The following is a 19,769-nucleotide window of genomic DNA, read 5'->3' as shown; positions in this document are numbered from 1 at the left end:
GGCCATCCCGATAATCGTTTGAAACAAAACGACTTCGCAGATGCAGCAAGAAAAGGCCGCAATGCGGCATTTTCTGAAAATCCGGAATGTCGGACGGGTGGTTTTCCGAAATATCCGACGCACCCATATGAAGGGGGAGCGGCAACTTACGACCTTGCCAGCACCCAAGGGACGGTCGATACCGGGGCTATATCATTCGTGGATGGAAGCAATGCGCCGCACATATCTGTTGTTGCCCCTGCTGGCCCTGCTGCCGCTGGCGGCTTGCGATGGGGATACCAGCCTGGATATCGCACCGGCACTCAGCGCTGGTGGCGGCATCGCGCTGGGCCCCGCACTGGCGCTGAATGGCGGGCATGTCTGCATCGCCAGTGGCAACAGCAAGGCCAGCGATCTGGCCAGCGCGGAGAATGGGGAACCCGGCCAGCGCGCCGCCGCCATGCTGACCAACCGCCCCCTGCCGGGGGATGAAACCATCTGGCTGCTGGTGATCGACGGACGGAACGCCACCAATGACCACCGGGTACAGCTGCGCGGCGGCGGGGAATGGTCCTTCGTGCCACCGGACCCGAATGGCACGTTGCCGGGATTGCCCGGCTGGATGCGCCCCGCCACCTGCGCCCCCGCCGCCGAGGCAAAGCTGATTGAGGTGAAAACCGGCGCGAAACGGGCGGGGCGCAGTTACGCCTTCGCGGCAGGGTGAGACGACACAAGGCCAAAGTCCCGCTACGCCGCCCCCACGCCAGGGTGTAAGCTGATCGCCTGTCGCCGTCGCCCCCTGGAACAAGATGCAGAGCTGGCTGGTCCTTACCCTGTCGCTGGTCTATCTGGCCGCCCTGTTTGGCGTCGCCTGGCAGGGCGACCGGCTGGCGGACAAGCATCCGGGTGCTGCAAAGGGAGGGCGTGCGCCCCTGCTCTATGCCCTGTCGCTGGCCGTCTATTGCACCTCCTGGACCTTTTATGGCGCGGTGGGGCGGGCCGCCAATGGCGGGTTTGACTTCCTGTCCATCTATGTCGGCCCCAGCCTGATGATCGGGCTGGGCTGGCCCATCCTGGCCAAGATGGTGCGGGTGGCGAAGGCAGAAAATACCGTCTCCATCTCCGACTTCATTTCCGCCCGCTATGGCAAAAGCCGGGTGCTGGCGGCCTTTGTCACCTTCATCGCCGTGCTGACGGTGCTGCCCTATTTCGCCTTGCAGCTGAAGGCCATCACCATCAGTCTGGAGGCGATTTCCGGCAATATGTTCGGCGGTCGCCTGCTGGACAAGCCGGGCCAGAACACCTTCATCATCACCTGTACCATGGCCCTGTTTGCCATCCTGTTCGGGGTGCGCAACATCCACGCCAATGAACATCATCGCGGGCTGATGACCGCCATTGCAGCGGAAAGCCTGGTAAAGCTGCTGGCGGCCCTGGTGGTGGGCGGCGGTATCGTTTTCACCGTGGCCGGCGGCCCTTGGGAGATTTTCAATCAGGCGCTGGCCCGGCCGGAATTGCGGGAAATGCTGATCCCGCATCTGGATGGCGGCTGGTGGACCATGACGCTGCTGGCAGCATTGGCCATCATCTGCCTGCCACGCCAGTTTCATGTGGCGGTGGTGGAAAATACCCATGTCGGGGATATCCGCACCGCTTCCTGGCTGTTCCCGGCCTATTTGGTGGGGATCAACCTGTTCGTCATGCCGGTGGCGCTGGCCGGGCTGCTGATGTTCCCCGATGGCAGCGTCAATGCCGATACGTTCCTGGTCACCATTCCGCTGGAACTGGGGCATCCCGGCATGGCGCTGCTGGCCTTCATCGGCGGCCTGTCGGCCGCCACCAGCATGATCATTGTCGGCACCGTGGCGCTTTCCACCATGGTCTGCAACGATATCATCGTGCCGGTGCTGATGGCCTATCGCCCGGCCATGAAGCGCTGGCAGGATGATCCCAAGCCCATGCTGCTGACCGTGCGGCGGTTGACCGTGCTGGCCCTGCTGACCATGGCCTATTTCTATTACCTGTTCATCGGCAGCACCTTTCCGCTGGCCACCATCGGCACCGTCTCCTTTGCCGGGGTGGCGCAGTTTGCCCCGCCCCTGCTGCTGGGCCTGTTCTTCCGGCGTGTCACCAAGGCCGGCGCCATTGCCGGGCTGGGTGCCGGCTTCATCACCTGGGCCTATACGGTGCTGGTGCCCAGCTTCGCCGTGGCCGGGCTGATCCCCGGCTCGCTGATGGATGAGGGGCTGTTCGGCATCCATTGGCTGACGCCGGCCGGGCTGGGGGGCATCCATGATCTGGATACGCTGGCCCATGGCGCGCTGATCAGCCTGGGGCTGAACCTGCTGGCCCTGGTACTGGTCTCCGCCGTCACCCGTCAGTCGGAGCTGGAGCGGCAGCAGGCGCGGCGCTTCGTCTCCCAGCGCTCCGATGCGCGGGACGGGCGGCAGGCACCGCGCGGCGCCATCCTGGCCGACCTGCATGAACTGGCCGCCCGCTATGTCGGCACCAAACGGGCGGATGCCGTCTTTCTGGACCTGACGCAACTGTCCAACCCGCGTTCCGACCAGTTCAAGGTGGCGCTGGAAGCCCGCATCGATGACGAAGCCATCCAGGCCACCGAATGGTTGCTGGCCGGTGCCATCGGCAGCGCCTCGGCCCGCGTGGTGGTGGCCAGCCTGCTGTCTGACCGGCGGCTCTCCCGCTCCGACGCACGGTCGATCATCGACGAAGCGTCGCGGGCCATTCTGGACCAGCATATGTTGCTGCGCTCCACCCTGGAGAATGTCGGCAAGGGCATCTGCGCGGTAGACAAGGATTTCCGCCTGCTGCTGTGGAATTACCGGTTCCTGGAGCTGCTGGATGTGCCAGAGGGGTTGATCACGGTTGGCACACCGTTGGGGCAGCTCGTCTCCTATCTGCAAAGCCGGGGGGAATTCGGGCGCGAGGGCGAGGTGGAAAGCCTGTTCATGCGCCGGCTGGACCCGAAACGCCGCGATCAGGATGACGTGTTCCACCGCACAAGACCCGATGGCACGGTGCTGGAAATCAGTTCCAACCCCATGCCCGATGGCGGCTTCGTCGCCGTCTATAATGACATCACCGACAAGCATCGGGCGGCAGAAGCGTTAAGGGCGGCCAATGAGGGGCTGGAGCGCGGCATTGCCGAGCGCACCACCGACCTGGCCGCCGCCAAGCAGGAGGCTGACCGTGCCAACCAGGCCAAAACCCGCCTGCTGGCCGCCGTCAGCCATGATCTGCTGCAGCCGCTGCACGCCGCCCGCCTGTTCATCTCCGCCGCGCTGGAACGCGGGCAAGACCCGCTGGTGACCCAGGCGGATGCGGCCCTGCGGTCGGTGGAACAGTTGCTGGGCGATCTGCTGGATGTCACCAAGCTGGATACCGGGGTGGTGAAACCCAACCGCACCGCCGTGATGGTGGACGATATCCTGCGCCCGCTGGCAGAGGAACTGGGCATGGTGGCCGACCGGCACGGCCTGCGCCTGCGCCGCGTGCCGTGCCGGGCCAGTGTGGATACCGATGCGGTGCTGCTGCGCCGCATCCTGCAGAATTTCCTGGCCAACGCCCTGCGCTACACGCCCAAGGGCCGTATCCTGCTGGGTTGCCGGCGGGTGGGCGACCATCTGCGGATCGACGTGTGGGATACCGGCCCCGGCATCCCGCCCGAACGCCAGCGGGAGATTTTTCAGGAGTTCCGCCAACTGGATACCGGCCCCGGCGACCGGGACAAGGGGTTGGGCCTGGGGCTTTCCATTGTGGAGCGCTTTGCCGCCATCCTGGGCCACCGGATCGGCCTGCGCTCCACCGTCGGCAAGGGCAGTTGTTTTTCCGTGGAGGTACCGCTGGCCGCAACCCCGGCGGAGCCACGCCGCCCCACCAGTGCTGTGCAGGTAACGGGGCTGCAGGGCACGCTGGTGCTGTGTGTGGAAAACGAGCCCGCCATCGCGGAGGCTACCCGCGCCCTGCTGACCGGCTGGGATTGCCAGGTGGTCTGGGGCAATACAGGGGAAGCCGCCCTGGTCGCCCTGGGCGATGCCAAACCCGACCTGCTGCTGACCGATTTCCATCTGGATCATGGTGCCAGCGGGCTGGAGGCCCTGGCGCTGGTACGCGCCCGGTTTGGCGACGCGCTGCCGGCTGCCGTGGTCACCGCTGACCGCAGCGATGCTGTGCGGGAGGCGGTGACGGCGGCTGGCGCACGCATCATCTACAAACCGGTGCGCCCCGGTGCCTTGCGCGCACTGCTGACCCAGATGACAGCGGAACGGCGGCGGCCGGCCGCCTGATGCTTATCCCAATCTCCCTTGATCGTGACCGATCCAGGGAGATTTTGCGTTCCCTCTTGCGCCGGGCCAGTGGTTGCCGGCCTCCAAGCCGCCGGGATCAGAAAGACGCTGACGGCAACGGATCGATGCTGTCATTCAGCAGTTCCAGCAAGATGGGAAAAGCATGGGGCCGATCCAGCAATTCCAGCCCGATCGAGCCATCCTTGCAGTCACCCAGGTGGCGAATCGTTGCCGGCAAATGCGACCAGCTGCCGCCATCAGCCCGCAGCACGGTGATATCCACCGCCATACCGATCACCAAATCTGAGGCCGGCAGTTCCAGCCGGACCCGCAGGCCCCCGAATGACCAATCCAACAGGCGCGCCGGGTAACCGGCGACCATCAGGAACATTGGCAGCGTCACGGTGCGGGGATGCAGCCGCCGCTCACAAGGGCTCTCTGGCATACGCATAATGTGCCTATTTTGACGCAAACGCCGCAATTTTGGTAGAAAATTCAGAAGTGAAATATTGCATAGCGGTAAAGAACGCCCCCTCTCCAGGCGGACACAAGGAAAGGCGGGCCGCAATCACGGCCCGCCCAGGCTGGAGCATCAGGGGAATGGGAAGATCAATCGTCGGCGTAGATGTCGACGTCCTTGGTTTCCTTCACAAACAGCGCACCGATGACGAAGGTCACCGCCGCGATGACGATCGGGTACCACAGGCCGTCATAGATATTGCCAGTGGCCGCCACGATGGCGAAGGAGGTGGTGGGCAGGAAGCCGCCGAACCAGCCATTGCCGATATGGTAGGGCAGCGACATGGAGGTATAGCGGATGCGGGTGGGGAACATTTCCACCAGCATGGCGGCGATCGGCCCGTACACCATGGTGACATAGATGACCAGGACGGTCAGCAGCACCACCACCATGACATAGTTGATCTGGGCCGGGTCAGCCTTGGGCGGATAACCGGCAGCCTTCAGCGCATCGGCCACCGCCTTTTCAAAGCTGGCACCGGCAGCCTTCGGATCGGCCGGGGCGGCGGTGCTGCTGGGGCCATGGCCCAGCGATACCTCGGTCTTGCCAGCAACGCCGGTAGCATCATAGCTGTCGATCACGGTCGTACCGACACGGATCTGAGCCAGGGTGCCAGCAGGGGCCACCTCGTTGCTGTAGGGTACGCCCTTCTTCACCAAGGCCGCCTTGGCGATATCGCAGGAGCTGGTGAATTTGGAGGTGCCGACCGGGTTGAACTGCACGGAACATTGGGTCGGATCAGCCACCACCACGATGGGGGAGGTGGCAACCGCCTGTTCCAGCGCCGGATTGGCGAAGTGGGTGATGCCCTTGAACAGCGGGAAATAGGTGATGACGGCGATGGCAAGGCCCGCCAGGATGATCGGCTTGCGGCCGATACGGTCGGACAGGCTGCCGAAGATGATGAAGAAGGGGGTGCCGATCAATAGGGCAGCCGCAATCATCAGGTTGGCGGCAGCGGCGTCCACCTTCAGCGTCTGGGTCAGGAAGAACAGGGCGTAGAACTGACCCGTGTACCAGACCACCGCCTGACCGGCGACCAGACCGAACAGAGCCAGCAGCACGATCTTCAGGTTCTTCCAGTTGCCGAATGCATCGGTCAGCGGCGCCTTGGAATGCTTGCCCTCTTCCTTCATCTTTTTGAAGGCCGGGCTTTCATTCAGCATCAGGCGGATCCAGACCGACACGCCCAGCAGCAGGATGGAAACCAGGAAGGGAATGCGCCAGCCCCAGGCGTCGAAAGCCTCCGTGGGCATCGACATGCGGCAGCCCAGGATTACCAGCAGCGACAGGAACAGGCCCAAGGTCGCGGTGGTCTGAATCCAGGCCGTATAGTTACCGCGGCGACCATGCGGGGCATGTTCAGCCACATAGGTGGCGGCACCGCCATATTCACCGCCCAGCGCCAGACCTTGCAGCATACGCAGGGAAATCAGGATCACCGGCGCCGCAATGCCGATGGACGCATAGTTGGGCAGGATACCAACGATGAAGGTCGAGGCACCCATGATCAGGATGGTGACAAGGAAGGTATATTTACGGCCGATCATGTCGCCAAGGCGACCGAACACCAGGGCACCGAAGGGGCGCACGGCAAAACCGGCGGCAAAGGCCAGCAGGGCGAAGATATAGGCCGCCGTCTCATTCACACCGGAGAAGAACTGTTTGGCGATCACCGCCGCCAGCGAACCATAGAGGTAGAAATCGTACCATTCGAAAACGGTGCCGAGCGAAGAGGCGAAAATCACCTTCTTCTCTTCCTTGGTCATGGGGGCGGGGGTTACCGCACCACCTGCTGTTACATTTGCCATATGCCCTCCCAGAAGTCGCGACGTGTCTCGGACGTTCATCGCTCGGCGTCTTATGAAGCGCCGTTGGCGGCGTCTGATCGCCGTCCATGCCGATCGATGCTGCTACGATGTGACACAGCCGGGCAGCGGGCAGCCCCGACCTTGGTCGGGAAGGTTAATGTTACAGAGCTTTGACAATACAGGGATTTTTGATGCGACGCAGCAGGCGGAGATACCGGGACGCCGCTTCGGCAAATCATCGTTGGGCGACCGAACCACGGAAAACGCGGGCTAAAAGACCCTTATATCAAAGAGATAGGCGGACAGTTCCGCCATGCGACATACGCAAATCCGCTAGGCAATAAGCAGGGGCCTGATGGTGGTTTCCAATACGAAACCCATATCGCACCGCAACAATTATCCCGCACGCTGGGCGCGTGGAGAGAGGCCCCCCTCTCCCGACATTGGTCGAGGGCTTCTTGCGGAAGGGAATTTCGGCCTCCGCCGGTCAGCGCACCGGTAAACCGGAGGGGAATCGCATGAGGGGTAAAACGACAAGGGATGCAGGCACCGACGGCACCCGCATCCCTTGTCGAAACCTTGCAAGCGTCAGAGAGCGACGTCTGGTGCCCATCTCCCTCGTGCGCCGGGCCGGCGTCACCGGCCACCCATCCGCCCGAAGATCACTCTTCCGGCGGATGGGTCTATCGTCACGGTGATCGGAACGGATCACCGTGACGATATATTACTTGGAGGCAACCTGCGACTGCTGGTCCTTGAAGGCGCGCAGTTCGCTGTTGAAGCTGCCAACGGTCATTTCCAGACGGTCGACCACCTGATCGCGGTGGGCGGCGATGGCGGCGCGATAGGCCGGCTGGGACAGGTAAGCCGTGGAGATGTCGGCATTGTCAACGCAGCTGAGATAGTTGACGGCCTTGTCGGCATAGCCACGCACGGCAACGGCGGTCTGGCGCATGGCCTGTTCGGTGGCGGACTTGCCCTCGATCACGGCCGGCGCGGCCGGGGCCTCGCCACAAACGCGCTTGATGGCGGTCGGGGCGGCATTGGACTGACCAACGGCCAGCAGGGCAACGGCGGAAACGAAAAGAGCGGTGTAGATCGTCTTCATAGCGATACTCACAAGGTTGAACGGGGGCGGATGCCACCGACGTTTCGGGCCCTGTACGTTCGCTCCCTGAAATGTGGGTCTGTCTTAGATGCGTACCCTTGTTGTGCTTTGCACTATAGATATATCGCACCGCAGCGAAAAGGGCGTTTACCCTATAAAGGCCCCGCTAATCATACTACCGATCATGTGGTGGGCGCATAGCTTCACAAACCGCAAAACAGCTAGAACACTCCATATCGTTTGTAACGATACTACCTGAATTTTTGCCGATCCGGATGGTTTCACTGCTCGCCAAAATTTCTGCTGCAACTGCGACAGCGATCTCGCCAGGATGCTTACCACTGATGGAAGGCAACCCAATTGGACAGGTCAGTCCACCGGTTACCACCCCATCGCGGGCAAGGCGCGACAGGAAGCGGGCGCGCTTGGTGGCCGAGCCGATCAGCCCGACATAAGCAAACCCTCCGGCCTGCAGTCCAGCCCTTGTCAGTTGGTAATCCAGTGCGTGGTCATGCGTCATGATCAATAGATGGGTGAAGCCTTGATGGCGGGCGATCTGCTCCAGCGGCTGGTCGCTACAGAGGGCGGTTACATTATCCGGCAGGCTGGCGGGGAACTCCGCTGCCCGGCTATCCACCCAGACGATGCGGCAGGGTAATGTCCCCAGCACCGTCACCAGCGCCTTGGCCACATGCCCGGCACCAAACAGCAGCACCCGCAGGCGGGGTGGTAGGATCGGTTCCAGCAGCAGGGTGACATGGCCGCCGCAGCATTGCCCCAGCTTCGGCCCCAACGGCAGCGCCTCACTGCGCAGGGTAGCCTCCCCCCGGTCCAGCATGGCGCGGGCGGTTTCAACCGCGGCGAATTCCAAGGCACCGCCGCCGATGGTGCCATGCAAACTGTCCGCCCCCACCAGCATCTTCGTTCCGGCGGCGCGCGGGGTGGAGCCGGCTGCCGCGGTCACCGTGACCAACACGCAGGCCTCCCCCCGCCGGTCGAAGGCGGCCAGCGCCTGGATCCAGTCGCCCCCGCTCATGCCTGTCCCCTCCCCTGCCGCTGGCGGGCGGTGACGGCCAGCAAAATTCGTTCCGGGGTGGCGGGTGCGTCCAGCAGCACCGGCCCGCTGCCGCCACAGGCGGCCACCGCATCCTTCAGCGCGTGCAGCACGGAAATGGCCAGCATCAGCGGCGGTTCCCCCACCGCCTTGGACCGGTGGATGGTGTCCTCCCCATTGGGCCAGTCGCAGAGTGTGACATTGAAATGGTCCGGCACATCGCCGCAGCCGGGGATTTTATAGGTGGAGGGCGCATGGGTGCGCAGGCGGCCCGCCGCATCGAACACCAGTTCCTCCATGGTCAGCCAGCCCATGCCCTGGATGAAGCCGCCTTCAATCTGGCCCCGGTCCAGCACCGGGTTCAGCGACTTGCCACAATCATGCAGGATATCCACCGCCAGCAGCTTATTTTCCCCGGTCAGCGTGTCGATCACCACTTCCGACAAGGCAGCGCCATAGGCGAAATAATAGAAGGGGCGACCGATCAGCGTCTGTTTATCCACATCAATCTTGGGCGTGGCATAAAAGCCGGTGGCCGACAGCGACAGCCGCGCCAGATAGGCCTGGCGGGCCAGATCGTCAAAGGCGATCTCCTGCCCGCCGCCCGTCGCCTTGCCGTCGGCGAAACGGATATCGGCAACATCCACGCCCCATCGCTCCGCCAGCATTCCGGCCAGCCGGTCGCGGATGATGATGGCGGCGTTATAGGCCGCCATGCCGTTCAAGTCTGTGCCGGCGGACGCTGCGGTGGCGGAGGTATTGGGCACCTTGTCCGTGCGGGTGGATGTCACCCGCACCCGGTCCAGCCCGATGCCGAACGCATCGGCCACCACCTGGGCCACCTTGGTATAGAGCCCCTGCCCCATCTCCGTGCCGCCATGGTTCAGCATCACCGACCCGTCGGCATAAAGATGCACCAGCGCCCCGCCCTGGTTCAGGAAGGAGGTGGTGAAAGAAATGCCAAACTTCACCGGGGTCAGGGCCAGCCCGCGTTTCAGAATGGGGGAGGTCCGGTTGAAATCCGCCAAAGCCGCCCGCCGTTCCCGGTACTGAGCACTGTCCGCCAGCCGCTGGATGATCTGCGGGGCGACATTATCCTCCACCCGCATCCCATAGGGCGTGATGTCCCGCCCTGGCCCGCCATAGAGGTTGGCCAGCCGCACATCCAGCGGGTCCAATCCCCGATGGCGGGCAATGTCATCGATCACCTGTTCGATCCCCACCATGCCCTGGGGCCCACCAAAGCCCCGGAAGGCGGTGTTGGAGACGGTATGCGTCTTGTAACGGTAAGAGGTGATGCGGATATCGGGCAGGAAATAGCAATTATCGCAATGGAACAAAGCCCGGTCATTGATGGCGCCCGACAGGTCGGTGGACATGCCGCAACGCGATTCCAGGGTGATATCCAGCCCCAGAATGTGCCCCTGATCATCGAAACCCACGCTGTAGCGGGTTTCGAAATCATGGCGCTTGCCGGTCATCACCATATCATCGTCGCGGTCCAGGCGCAGCTTCACCGGGCGGCCTGTGCGGTCGGCCAACAGGGCGGATGCGGCGGCAAACAGGCTGGCCTGTGTCTCCTTGCCACCGAAGGCACCGCCCATGCGCCGCACCTCCACCACCACCGCATTGTCGGGCCTTCCCAGCGCGCGGGCCACCAGATGCTGCACCTCCGACGGGTGCTGGGTGGAACAGAGGATATGCATGTCGCCATCCTCCCCCGGTGTGGCCAGCGATATCTGGCCTTCCAGATAGAAATGATCCTGCCCGCCAATGACAATATGGCCGGAAAGCCGGTGCGGCGCCGCCGCGATCACGCTTTCCGGATCGCCCCGCTGCACCCGCCTGGGCGGCAATAAATGGCTGTCCGCCGCGCGGGCCTGGGCGATGGTCACGATGGCGGGACGCTCTTCATATTCCACCTTCGCCAGCCTTGCGGCGGCGCGGGCGGCCTGCCGGCTGGTGGCGGCCACAGCAAACAGGCTTTGCCCGACATATTCCACCAGCCCATCGGCGAAGATCGGATCGTCGGCCACCACCGGGCCGACATCATTCACCCCCGGCACATCCGCCGCCGTCAGCACCGCGACAACGCCGGGATATGCACGCACTGCCGACAGGTCCATGGACAGGATGCGGCCATGGGCGATGCGGCTTTGCCCCAAGGCGGCGTGCAGCAGCCCGGCGGGTTCCGGCATATCATCAACATAGCGCGCCGTACCCGCAACATGGGCATGGGCACTTTCATGCCGGATATCATGATGCACGGCGGGGAACGGCACCGGGGCCGGGGCGCGGGCGGGTCGCTGGGTGCTCATGCCACACCCCCCGCCTTAAAGGCTGGCACGCGGGTGGTGGCCAGGGCGGCCCCCACCCATTCAGCCTGAAATTTCACGATCAGATTGCCCGCCACCAGCAGGCGATAATCGGCACTGGCGCGCATATCGCTCAAGGGCTGAAAATCCCGCGCCAGTGCCGCCGCTGCATCGCGGGCCGCCGCCGCATCGAAGGGGCGGCCGATCAGCACCGCCTCTGCCGCCGCCGCCCGTTTCGGCGTGCCGGCCATGCCGCCATAGGCCAGCCGGGCCGCCCGCACGACACCGGCTTCCAGCATCAGCCCGAAGCCGGCCATCACGGCGGAGATATCCTGATCAAAGCGTTTGGAGATTTTATAGCAGGCAAAGGCCAGATCGGGCGGCGGTTCCGGCACCAGAATGGTTTCCAGGAATTCCCCCGGCCGCAAGGCCGTCTGGCGATAGGCCAGAAAGAAATCTTCCAGCGCCAGTTCCCGCCGCACGGCCCCGCGCCGCAGCACCAGCCGTGCGCCCAGCGCGATCAAGGCTGGCATGGAATCGCCAATGGGCGACCCGTTGGCGATATTGCCGCCCAGCGTGGCCGAATTGCGCACCTGCTCGGAACCATAGAGGCGGAACAGCACGGCCAGATCGGGGTAAAGCCCGCCCAGCATATCGGCAGCCCGTGCGACCGTAACAGCCGCGCCGATGCGCAGCCAGCCATCCGCCCGTTCGATCTGCTGCAAATCCGCCACCTGGCCCAGATGGATGATGCGCCCCAGATCGCGGCATTGTTTCGTCACCCACAGCCCGACATCGGTGCCGCCCGCCACCAGGGTGGCATCGGGATAATGCAGCAGCAGGTCCGCCAACGCGTCGGCGGAGCCGGGCAGCAGCGCGCTGTCGTCACCCTTCATGCTGCGCAGCAATTCCAGCTTTTCCGCCATTTCTGCCGCATCCGGCACCGCCACCCCCATGGCCTGGGCCGCCTGGATGATGGGGCGGTAGCCGGTGCAGCGGCAGAGATTGCCGGCCAGGGCCGTATCGATCCGCTGCCGGTCCGGCACCGCGCCCCCGACATGAAGGGCGTAGAGCGACATGACGATGCCAGGGGTGCAGAAACCACACTGGCTGCCATGGCAATCCACCATGGAATGCTGCACCTTGTGCAGCGCACCATCAGGCCCGGCCAGATCCTCCACCGTCAGCAGTTCCTTGCCATCCAGAGCACCGATGAACAGGATACAGGCATTGACGGCACGATAAACCAGCCTTCCGTCCTCCTCCGCCCCCAGCACGATGGTGCAGGCGCCGCAATCCCCCTCATTGCAGCCCTCCTTGCTGCCGCAGCGCCGTTCATCTTCCCGCAGGAAGTCCAGCACGGTGCGCGTGGGCGAAAAACCAGCAAGGTGGCGCACCTGTCCCCGGTGCAGGAAGCGGATCGTTTCGGCCATCTGGGTCCAATCATTTCCTGAAGACAGTATGGCAAAACAGGAAAGGATCACTGTCAAGGCGCTTTACAGAACTTTTATGCGGTGCAACATTTTTGTTTGTGAGCAACCACCAGCAGGATGCACCGCATGGCCCCTTCCCCCGCCCCCGGTACCATCGCCCGTTTCGTCCGTCCGGACAGGCTGGCGCAGCGGCTGGCCGACATGGCCACAATCGGGGCGACGGAAAAGGGCGGGGTGAACCGGCCCGCCCTGTCGGTGGAAGATGGCAAGGCGCGGGCCTTGTTGACCGGGTGGGCGCTGGCGCGCGGCTTTTCGGTGGAAACCGATGGCATCGGCAACCTGTATGTCCGCCGACCCGGCACCGACCCCAGCGCCGCCCCGGTGATGACCGGCAGCCATCTGGACAGCCAGCCCACCGGCGGGCGTTATGATGGCGTCTATGGCGTGCTGGCCGGGTTTGAGGTGCTGGAGGCGCTGGAAGATGCCGGCATCGCCACCCGCCATCCGGTGGAACTGGTGGCCTGGACCAATGAGGAAGGCTCCCGCTTCCAGCCCTATTGCATGGGTTCCGCCCTGTTCGCCGGCAAGATGGACCTGGAGATGGTGCTGGCCTGCACCGACCCGAAAGGCATCCGCGTGAAAGACGCGCTGGCCGAAACCCTGGCCCTGGCCCCACCGATGCCGGTGCGCCCCTTTGGTGGGGCCGCTGCCGCCTATGTTGAGGCCCATATTGAACAGGGCCCACGGCTGGAAGCGGAGGGCAAGACTATCGGCGTGGTGCAAGGCATCCAGGGCAGCCGCTGGTTCCAGGTAGAGGTGACGGGCCAGGAGGCCCATGCCGGCACCACCCCGCACGGGGCGCGCAAGGATGCCTTTCAGGCGGCCCTGCGCATGGTGACCGCCCTGAACGAGTTGATGCATGATCCGGACGATATTATCCGCTGCACCTTTGGCCGGTTTGAGGTGCTGCCGGGATCGCCCAATACCGTGCCGGGCAAGGTGATCTTCACCATCGATTTCCGCCACCCGGATGCCGGCGTGGTGAAGGAGGAGAAGGGCGATGCCATCACGCCCCTGCTGCAATCGCTGGCGGCCCCCTGCGCGGTGATGGTGCGGGAGACATCGACCACGGCCCCGGTGGATTTCGCGCCCGCCGTGGTGGAGGCGGTGCGCGACGCCGCCGCCCTGCTGGGCTATCCCCACCGCGACATGCCGTCCGGTGCCAATCACGACGCCAAATTCATGGCCCCGCGCTGCCCCACCGGCATGATCTTCATCCCCTGCAAAGATGGGATCAGCCATAATGAGGTCGAATATGCCAGCCCGGCGGATTGCCACGCCGGGGCGGCGGTGCTGGCGGAAACGCTGGTGCGGCTGGCCGGGGCGTAAGAAACAGACAGGAAGTCCATGAACACCCAAGACCACCCCGTGCTGGACATCCTGTCCGACCTGATCGCCATCCCCAGCACCTTCCCGCCGGGCGATACCAGCGCCATCGCCGCCTATGCCGCCCACCGGCTGCGGGCAGCGGGGTATGAGGTGCGGGTGCTGGACCGCGACCGGCCGGAAATTGCCAATGTGGTGGCCAAACTCGGCGATGGCGCGCCCTCCCTGGTCTTCAACGCCCATGCCGATACGGTGGGCATCGGCGAACACAGCCTGTGGGAAACCGACCCGCTGGTCGCCACCCTGATCGATGGCCGTGTGCATGGGCTGGGGGCGGGCAATTGCAAAGGCTCCATGGCGGCCCAGCTCTGGCTGGCTGAACAGGTGGCAAGCCGTGGCGGACCGGCAAAGGGGGAGATTGTCTTCACCTTCTGCGGGGATGAGGAAAATCTGGGGCCCGACGGCGCCTTCTTCCTGCGGGAAATCGGGGCGGTGAAGCCCGATATGCTGGTGGTCGGCACCCAGACGGAAAACCAGCTGATCACCGCCGAACGCGGCGTGATGTGGGTGGAACTGGCGGCACATGGTAAATCCGCCCATGCCGGCAACCCGGCAGCGGGGGATAATGCCATCTTGCGGCTGTTCCGGTTGGCTGCCTATATCGATGCCGAAATGACCCGCCGGCTGGCTGACCGCAAGGTAGGAGAGCAGCAATCCACCATGAATATCGGCATATTCCGGGGTGGTGAGAATACCAATGTCGTGCCTAATTTCGCCCGGCTGGAAATCGACCGCCGCCTGCTGCCGGAGGAGAAGCTGGCCGATGCCTTTGCCGAGATTGAAGGTCTGGTGAAGGCCCACCCGGAAGCCGAATATCTGTCCTGCCGGTTGCTGACTGGCACCAACGGCTTCCGAGCCCCCCATGACGGACCGCTGGTCAGCGCGCTGACCGCCTCCATTGCGGACGTTACGGGTGCGCCCGCCCGCTTTTTGAAGGATACCGGGGCCAGCGACGGGCGCTATTTCGCCGATGACGGGATCGAAATCGTCAATTTCGGCCCCGGTGCCGGCTGGCAGGGCCACCGGGCCAATGAATTCGTGCCACTGGACGAGTTGGTGGCGGCAACCGCCATCCTGGAAGGGCTGGTCGGCCGTCTGCTGGGCTATCGGGACTGAACGATCTCATACCAAGAGCCATGGATCATGGCTCTTGGTATTTCCCAGTTCCCTCAAGTGCCGGGCGGCGGCATCCGCCGCCTTGGCTCACGCGGGCACGAGCCCGCGGGCCAGCAGTCGCTGGCCTCCAAGGGGCATGGAACATGCCCCTTGGTATCAGCTTGATCCCAACAGACGGCGCAGCCAGAGCCAGAAGCGCCGCCACCAGGCCTTACCCTGCCCGACGGAAACAGGGGCCGGAACATCTGGTGCCGGCGGTGGCAGCGACGGTTCAGTGGTGAAGGGTGCCAACCGTACCAGAGGCTGAGCCTGTTGTCTGGGCACCGGTGCCGGTGGTGGGGCGGCTGACGCCGCCCCATTCCCCTTTCAGGAGGTGGCACCATCCCGCCAGTCATCGGACTGCGAAACGCTGGCCCGTTCATGCGTCCAGACCACCTTGCGATAAATGAACTGCCAATCTTCCATATGGGAATAATTGTCGTTCTTCGCATCCAGGCAGTTGGGGATATAGCCCTTGCCATCCACCAGAATGGCATCCGTCCATTGCACCGTGAAGTAATGTTCCTGCTCCCCTTCCATGGAGGTGCGATAGAACTTCATCTCCAGCTGCAGAACTTCACCCGAACAAAGCGCCTTCCACAATAGCGGGGAAGCCTTGTCCATGATCTTGGTGAAGCTGGCAGGGTGGTGGCGGCGCCGGCCATTGGGCTGGCCATGATTGGGGTCGCGCGGCTGCATCACCCCCATATCGAAGGCCTGGATCAGAACCTGATCTTCGTGGCCTTCTTGCCAGCCATTGCCGACACTTTCAGCCGTATAAGCACCCTGAGAGATGAAACCCTGCTTGGCGCCATTGATCGTCAGATAGGCGGGTACGGGCATGTTTGAATACTCCTGAAATGTTGCAGATGTTCTTGGGGCTTGCTGCGTTGATCAGGCGGTCTCTGGAGAAGATTACTTTTTTAATTTCTTTTCCATGCGGCCGGAGAGGGAGAGCGTGAAATACGCCCCCTGGTATTTGTAATGGGGGGTTACCGTGATGCCGACCCGGTACCAGCCGGGTTCCCCTTCTATGTCGGAAACCTCGATATTGGCGGCCCGCAGCGGTCGTTTACGCAGGATATCGGCACCGGGATTGTCATGAGCGGCAACATATTGTGCGACCCAGTTCTGCAGCTTTGTTTCCAATTGCTGCCGGGTCAGCGAACTACCAATATCCTCGGTCTGGATCGCCTTCACGTAATGGGCGAGCCGGCTGATGATGAACATGTAGGGCAGTTGGGTGGAGAGCCGATAATTGAACTCCGCCTCCTTGTCCTCCTTGCGCGTACCGAAGAATTTCGGCTTCTGGATGGATTGGGCGGAGAAGAAAACGGCCTCATCCTTGCCCTGATGCATCACCAGCGGAATGAAGCCCGCCTCCTGCAGCTCGGTATCGCGCCGGTTCGTCAGATCAATTTCCAATGGCGGACGAGAGACGAGGCGGGTTTTCGGCACGGCCCCATTTTCATCATCAAAATCATCATCCTGATCGTCATCATGGAGCTTCTGCTCATAGATATGAACGGGCAGATCCGCGACGCGCCCCCCCGCACGGGGGCCGATGATGTTGGAGCACCAGCCGCTTTCAGCAAAGCTGGCTGTCAAGCGGGAGGCGAAGGCGAAGGCCGAATTCCCCCAGAGATAGGCATCATCCTCCGCCGCTGCCGGTTCCTTGAAGCTGAAGCTGGTCGCCCGTACCGGATTGTCCGGCCCGTAAGGTAGCCGCAACACAAAGCGTGGCAGGGTCAAACCGATATAGCGCGCATCTTCGGTCTGGCGCAGGGAGTTCCATTTGGTGAACTGGTCCCCCTCCATCAGCCCTTTGATATCACCGCGCTGATGCAGGCTCTTGAAGTTGTTGAGACTCAACATCTTCGGGTTTGCCGCCGCGATGAAGGGGGCATGGGCCATGGCGGCAACGGCGGCCACACCCCGCAAGGTTGCCACATCGCCCGAAGCGGGACCAAAATCGTAATTCCCGATCATGGCACCGAAGGGAGACCCGCCATAGGTGCCAAGGTTGGGGGAGTAAAGATGCTGGTAAAGCTTGGTGGTGCTGGGGTCGCCGTTGGACGACGCCATATCGGTCGCCAACTCCTCCTTGGTCACATTCAGCACGGTCAGCTTGATATTCTGGCGGAAATCCGTGCGCTCGACCAGGAACTGTACGCTGCGCCAGGCAGACTCCATCTTACGGAAGTCATCATGATGCATGATGGCGTTGACCTGGTCGGTCAGCTTTTCATCAATCTGCTGAACCAGCTGGTCAATCAGACGCCCGTCAAGCTGTGCTATGTCCAGCTTATCTTCCGCCCGCAGCGACCGCATCAGCCAGGCAACGCCCAGCTTCGCCCGGTCTTCCAGACCCTTTTCGAAGTTCTTCTCCAACGGGGCGGAGACCTGGGACAGGATGGCATCGATATCCAGATCATCCGCCACGGCGGCGCTGGCGCTGTCCCGCAGCGCATCTTGATCAAGCGTGCTCATCGGGCATTCCCCTGATTGCCGTTGCGGAGATTCTTCTCATTGGTCTGAATCTGATCCAGCAGCGCGCGGATGCGGGAGCGCATCGCCTCATCGCTGATCGCATTTGTCTTCACGCTTTCCAGCAGCTGCTTGCCTGCGGCGGGCATATCGGCCAGCGGCCCTTTCAATGAAAGGAGTGCCTGCCGCACCCGGATCAGTTCCTGCAAGGCGGGCACCTGCCGCGCGATGCTGTCAGGCTCCAGATCCTTCAGCTTGCGGACCCGCAGCGCGACATTCAGCTTCTCGCTGCTATCCGCATCATCCAGCTTGTTGGGCACCGTCAGGTTCAAGGACAGCTTCATCAGCGCCATCGCGCTATCCAGCGTTTCCTTGTCCACATCGTAGGATTTGCGCTCGCCAATATTGGCCACCGGATCGGCATCCTGGCGATAATCACCCAGCAACAGCAACCGCAGGGGCAGTTCCCGCTGTTCCTCGCCCCCCTCGATGGCGGCGGCATAGGTGATATTGATCCGCTCCTTCGGCGTCACCGAAACATCCGAACTCATCAACGCCCCCTTTCAACAGGCTGCCGGCGGCAGCCTCGTTTCATCCAAGCCCATCCAGTGCCGCGACCGGGTCCAGGCGGAAAATGATGGCCAGGCTGCGGGCCTGCGCCATCCGGCGATCGGCCTCCGGCCGCAGCTTGGCGATGTCGCCATGGGCCAGGCAGCGGGTCCGCAGCCGGTGCAACGCCAGGGCCAGGGCCGGTTCCCACTGATCCAGTCCCATCCGCTCAGCATCCGCCACCAGTTCGTCAGACAGCGCCAGCGCGTGCGGTAACAGATTGATCTCGCTTGCAATCTGCGCCTGAGCCAGCTTCCAGCGGAACTGCTCGCGCCCACTGCGCAAGATGGCCGGGGGCGGGTCGGCGAACGACGTCATCAGTTCGCGTGGCTTCTCTGTCTTGCGGCGGGCGCGGCAGGCGGCCAGCACAGAATCAACCGGATCGCTTGCCACCGGCTGTCCAGCCGTCAAACCAGCGCACCAGATCTGGGTCTCTTCCTCGGCCAGCGGGTTATTATTGTTGTCGCGCATCTGCGGCAGATCAGGCACCCGGATCAGCAGACCCGCGACAGCCCCGCGCACGGCGCGCCTGGCCGGAGAGGTCAACGGCTCTTCCAGGCCTTCCAGGGCCAGGTCCGCATAACGGTTGAGATCCAGCCAGTACCGGCGCTGCGGCAACAGGCTTTCCACCCTCGCCAGCAGATCCGACCAGCTCTTCGCCGCCAGCAACTGTGCGACCGCCTGACGTTCGGCCGCAGGGGCTGTTCCGTGGGCGCTGATCGTGCCCTTTGCCCCCTTGACGTGGCGCAACCCCGTCCATAATCCCGCCCGCAGAAGGGCATAAGCGCTGCCATCCAGCGGCTTTGCCAGTCGCAGAGCCGCGGCCTCGGCAATGGCCCATTCCTCGAATGTCACATTCGTGATCTGTGACGCCGATGCCAGGGCGGGTGCCGGCGGGGGCGGGGGCGATGGCTTGCCCTCATCCGCCACTTTGGCGGCTGGCGCGTCGCCTGCGGGGGGGGATGCGGGGGCCGGCTCGACCGGCGGCGGGGGCGGCGGCTGGTCTTGCGGCAGCCTTTCCCCCAACTCTTTCAAATACCGATCCAGGGGAACAAGGGGTTCATAAAGCTGTTCCGACTGGTCTTTCCTGAAGTCACCCAGTACGCTCATCAGCCGCTTGAAGGCCGGCAGGCGATCATCATTGGCCTCCAGCCGGCTCAGCCAGGCTTTGGCACGCTCGGCAAGGAAGGCCAGCGCGCTCAGCCGGTAATCCTGTCGCAGCGGGTGGATCGTTTGCGGGAACGCGTTGAGCAACCGGTTCAGGAAATCAAGGCCGGCCGCCAACCCCTCCATCGGCTCCTTGCTGAGATGGGTCCAGCCCAGGGCGATATACACGGCCAGGCGCAGATCCTTGCCCCGCTCCCGCAACAGCTCCTCGGCCGGATTGATCACCCAGGCCTGCCATCGCACGGCTGCCGGGCCTTCGCTGAACAGCCGCCGCGTCTCTTCCACGACTTCCTGAAAACGATCCTCTTCAAACGGATTGAAGCCAGCATCATCTGGACCATCGTCGAACGGTTCCAGAAGCAAGGATAAATGATCTTC

At 63.4% G+C, this 19,769-nt stretch carries 14 protein-coding genes; 4 read left to right on the top strand and 10 right to left on the bottom strand.

Translation table 11 applies throughout. The features are described from left to right. The first annotated feature begins 211 nt into the window (after window positions 1-211). Window positions 212-703 carry a hypothetical protein gene (locus tag GE253_RS05965; protein ID WP_153203211.1) on the top strand — a complete coding sequence of 164 codons (492 nt, stop codon included), beginning with the start codon at window positions 212-214 and terminating at the stop codon, window positions 701-703. An 85-nt stretch (window positions 704-788) separates the two neighbouring features. Beyond that, complete coding sequence (locus GE253_RS05960) at window positions 789-4,286, top strand: PAS domain-containing hybrid sensor histidine kinase/response regulator (RefSeq protein WP_153203210.1); 3,498 nt, start codon at window positions 789-791, stop codon at window positions 4,284-4,286. A 97-nt stretch (window positions 4,287-4,383) separates the two neighbouring features. Here the strand turns inward: GE253_RS05960 and GE253_RS05955 are convergent, their stop codons facing one another. The 6 genes from GE253_RS05955 to xdhA all read right to left on the bottom strand — a co-directional run bounded on the left by GE253_RS05955 (window position 4,384) and on the right by xdhA (window position 12,527). Beyond that, window positions 4,384-4,731, bottom strand: a complete 348-nt coding sequence (locus GE253_RS05955; RefSeq protein ID WP_173012522.1) for a PilZ domain-containing protein — start codon at window positions 4,729-4,731, stop codon at window positions 4,384-4,386. Window positions 4,732-4,895: 164 nt separating this feature from the next. Beyond that, complete coding sequence (locus GE253_RS05950; RefSeq protein WP_153203208.1) at window positions 4,896-6,617, bottom strand: MFS transporter; 1,722 nt, start codon at window positions 6,615-6,617, stop codon at window positions 4,896-4,898. 724 nt (window positions 6,618-7,341) lie between these two features. Further along, the gene (locus tag GE253_RS05945) at window positions 7,342-7,725 is read right to left on the bottom strand and encodes a hypothetical protein (protein ID WP_153203207.1); all 384 of its coding nucleotides are present in this window, start codon (window positions 7,723-7,725) and stop codon (window positions 7,342-7,344) included. 175 nt (window positions 7,726-7,900) lie between these two features. Beyond that, window positions 7,901-8,761, bottom strand: a complete 861-nt coding sequence (gene xdhC / locus GE253_RS05940) for a xanthine dehydrogenase accessory protein XdhC (protein ID WP_153203206.1) — start codon at window positions 8,759-8,761, stop codon at window positions 7,901-7,903. Further along, the gene (gene xdhB / locus GE253_RS05935; RefSeq protein ID WP_153203205.1) at window positions 8,758-11,097 is read right to left on the bottom strand and encodes a xanthine dehydrogenase molybdopterin binding subunit; all 2,340 of its coding nucleotides are present in this window, start codon (window positions 11,095-11,097) and stop codon (window positions 8,758-8,760) included. Before xdhB ends, xdhC begins: the two co-directional genes overlap by 4 nt. Beyond that, window positions 11,094-12,527 (bottom strand): xanthine dehydrogenase small subunit, encoded by a 1,434-nt coding sequence (gene xdhA / locus GE253_RS05930; RefSeq protein WP_153203204.1) that lies wholly within the window; start codon window positions 12,525-12,527, stop codon window positions 11,094-11,096. Before xdhA ends, xdhB begins: the two co-directional genes overlap by 4 nt. Window positions 12,528-12,653: 126 nt before the next feature. Between xdhA and GE253_RS05925 the strand changes: the two genes are divergently transcribed. Together GE253_RS05925 and GE253_RS05920 are read left to right on the top strand one after the other, a co-directional pair. Then, window positions 12,654-13,916 (top strand): Zn-dependent hydrolase, encoded by a 1,263-nt coding sequence (locus GE253_RS05925; protein ID WP_153203203.1) that lies wholly within the window; start codon window positions 12,654-12,656, stop codon window positions 13,914-13,916. Window positions 13,917-13,934: 18 nt separating this feature from the next. Then, complete coding sequence (locus GE253_RS05920; protein ID WP_153203202.1) at window positions 13,935-15,089, top strand: ArgE/DapE family deacylase; 1,155 nt, start codon at window positions 13,935-13,937, stop codon at window positions 15,087-15,089. A 366-nt stretch (window positions 15,090-15,455) separates the two neighbouring features. Here GE253_RS05920 and GE253_RS05915 read toward each other — a convergent pair whose 3' ends face one another. From GE253_RS05915 to GE253_RS05900, 4 genes are all read right to left on the bottom strand, one after another. After that, window positions 15,456-15,971, bottom strand: coding sequence for an Hcp family type VI secretion system effector (locus GE253_RS05915; protein ID WP_153203201.1), 516 nt, complete (start codon window positions 15,969-15,971; stop codon window positions 15,456-15,458). Between the two features lie 72 nt (window positions 15,972-16,043). Next, complete coding sequence (gene tssC / locus GE253_RS05910; RefSeq protein ID WP_153203200.1) at window positions 16,044-17,618, bottom strand: type VI secretion system contractile sheath large subunit; 1,575 nt, start codon at window positions 17,616-17,618, stop codon at window positions 16,044-16,046. Further along, window positions 17,615-18,166 (bottom strand): type VI secretion system contractile sheath small subunit, encoded by a 552-nt coding sequence (tssB, locus tag GE253_RS05905; protein WP_153203199.1) that lies wholly within the window; start codon window positions 18,164-18,166, stop codon window positions 17,615-17,617. The genes tssC and tssB overlap by 4 nt, the downstream gene beginning before the upstream one ends. A 40-nt stretch (window positions 18,167-18,206) precedes the next feature. Continuing rightward, a complete protein-coding gene (locus tag GE253_RS05900) occupies window positions 18,207-19,754 on the bottom strand; it encodes a TssA family type VI secretion system protein (protein ID WP_173012521.1) in 1,548 nt (515 codons plus the stop codon). Window positions 19,755-19,769: the final 15 nt, after the last annotated feature.

The organism is Niveispirillum sp. SYP-B3756, assembly GCF_009495745.1.
GTDB lineage: Bacteria > Pseudomonadota > Alphaproteobacteria > Azospirillales > Azospirillaceae > Niveispirillum.
Note: the sequence above shows the minus strand (reverse complement) of the source record. Positions and strands in the feature narration are given on the sequence as shown.

Coding starts and splice junctions, on each gene's coding strand:
- GE253_RS05915 (WP_153203201.1), bottom strand. CDS start 15,971: ATGCCCGTACCCGCCTATCTGACGATCAATGGCGCCAAGCAGGGTTTC.
- GE253_RS05960 (WP_153203210.1), top strand. CDS start 789: ATGCAGAGCTGGCTGGTCCTTACCCTGTCGCTGGTCTATCTGGCCGCC.
- GE253_RS05955 (WP_173012522.1), bottom strand. CDS start 4,731: ATGCCAGAGAGCCCTTGTGAGCGGCGGCTGCATCCCCGCACCGTGACG.
- GE253_RS05945 (WP_153203207.1), bottom strand. CDS start 7,725: ATGAAGACGATCTACACCGCTCTTTTCGTTTCCGCCGTTGCCCTGCTG.
- xdhC (WP_153203206.1), bottom strand. CDS start 8,761: ATGAGCGGGGGCGACTGGATCCAGGCGCTGGCCGCCTTCGACCGGCGG.
- GE253_RS05920 (WP_153203202.1), top strand. CDS start 13,935: ATGAACACCCAAGACCACCCCGTGCTGGACATCCTGTCCGACCTGATC.
- xdhA (WP_153203204.1), bottom strand. CDS start 12,527: ATGGCCGAAACGATCCGCTTCCTGCACCGGGGACAGGTGCGCCACCTT.
- tssB (WP_153203199.1), bottom strand. CDS start 18,166: ATGAGTTCGGATGTTTCGGTGACGCCGAAGGAGCGGATCAATATCACC.
- tssC (WP_153203200.1), bottom strand. CDS start 17,618: ATGAGCACGCTTGATCAAGATGCGCTGCGGGACAGCGCCAGCGCCGCC.
- GE253_RS05950 (WP_153203208.1), bottom strand. CDS start 6,617: ATGGCAAATGTAACAGCAGGTGGTGCGGTAACCCCCGCCCCCATGACC.
- GE253_RS05965 (WP_153203211.1), top strand. CDS start 212: ATGCGCCGCACATATCTGTTGTTGCCCCTGCTGGCCCTGCTGCCGCTG.
- xdhB (WP_153203205.1), bottom strand. CDS start 11,097: ATGAGCACCCAGCGACCCGCCCGCGCCCCGGCCCCGGTGCCGTTCCCC.
- GE253_RS05925 (WP_153203203.1), top strand. CDS start 12,654: ATGGCCCCTTCCCCCGCCCCCGGTACCATCGCCCGTTTCGTCCGTCCG.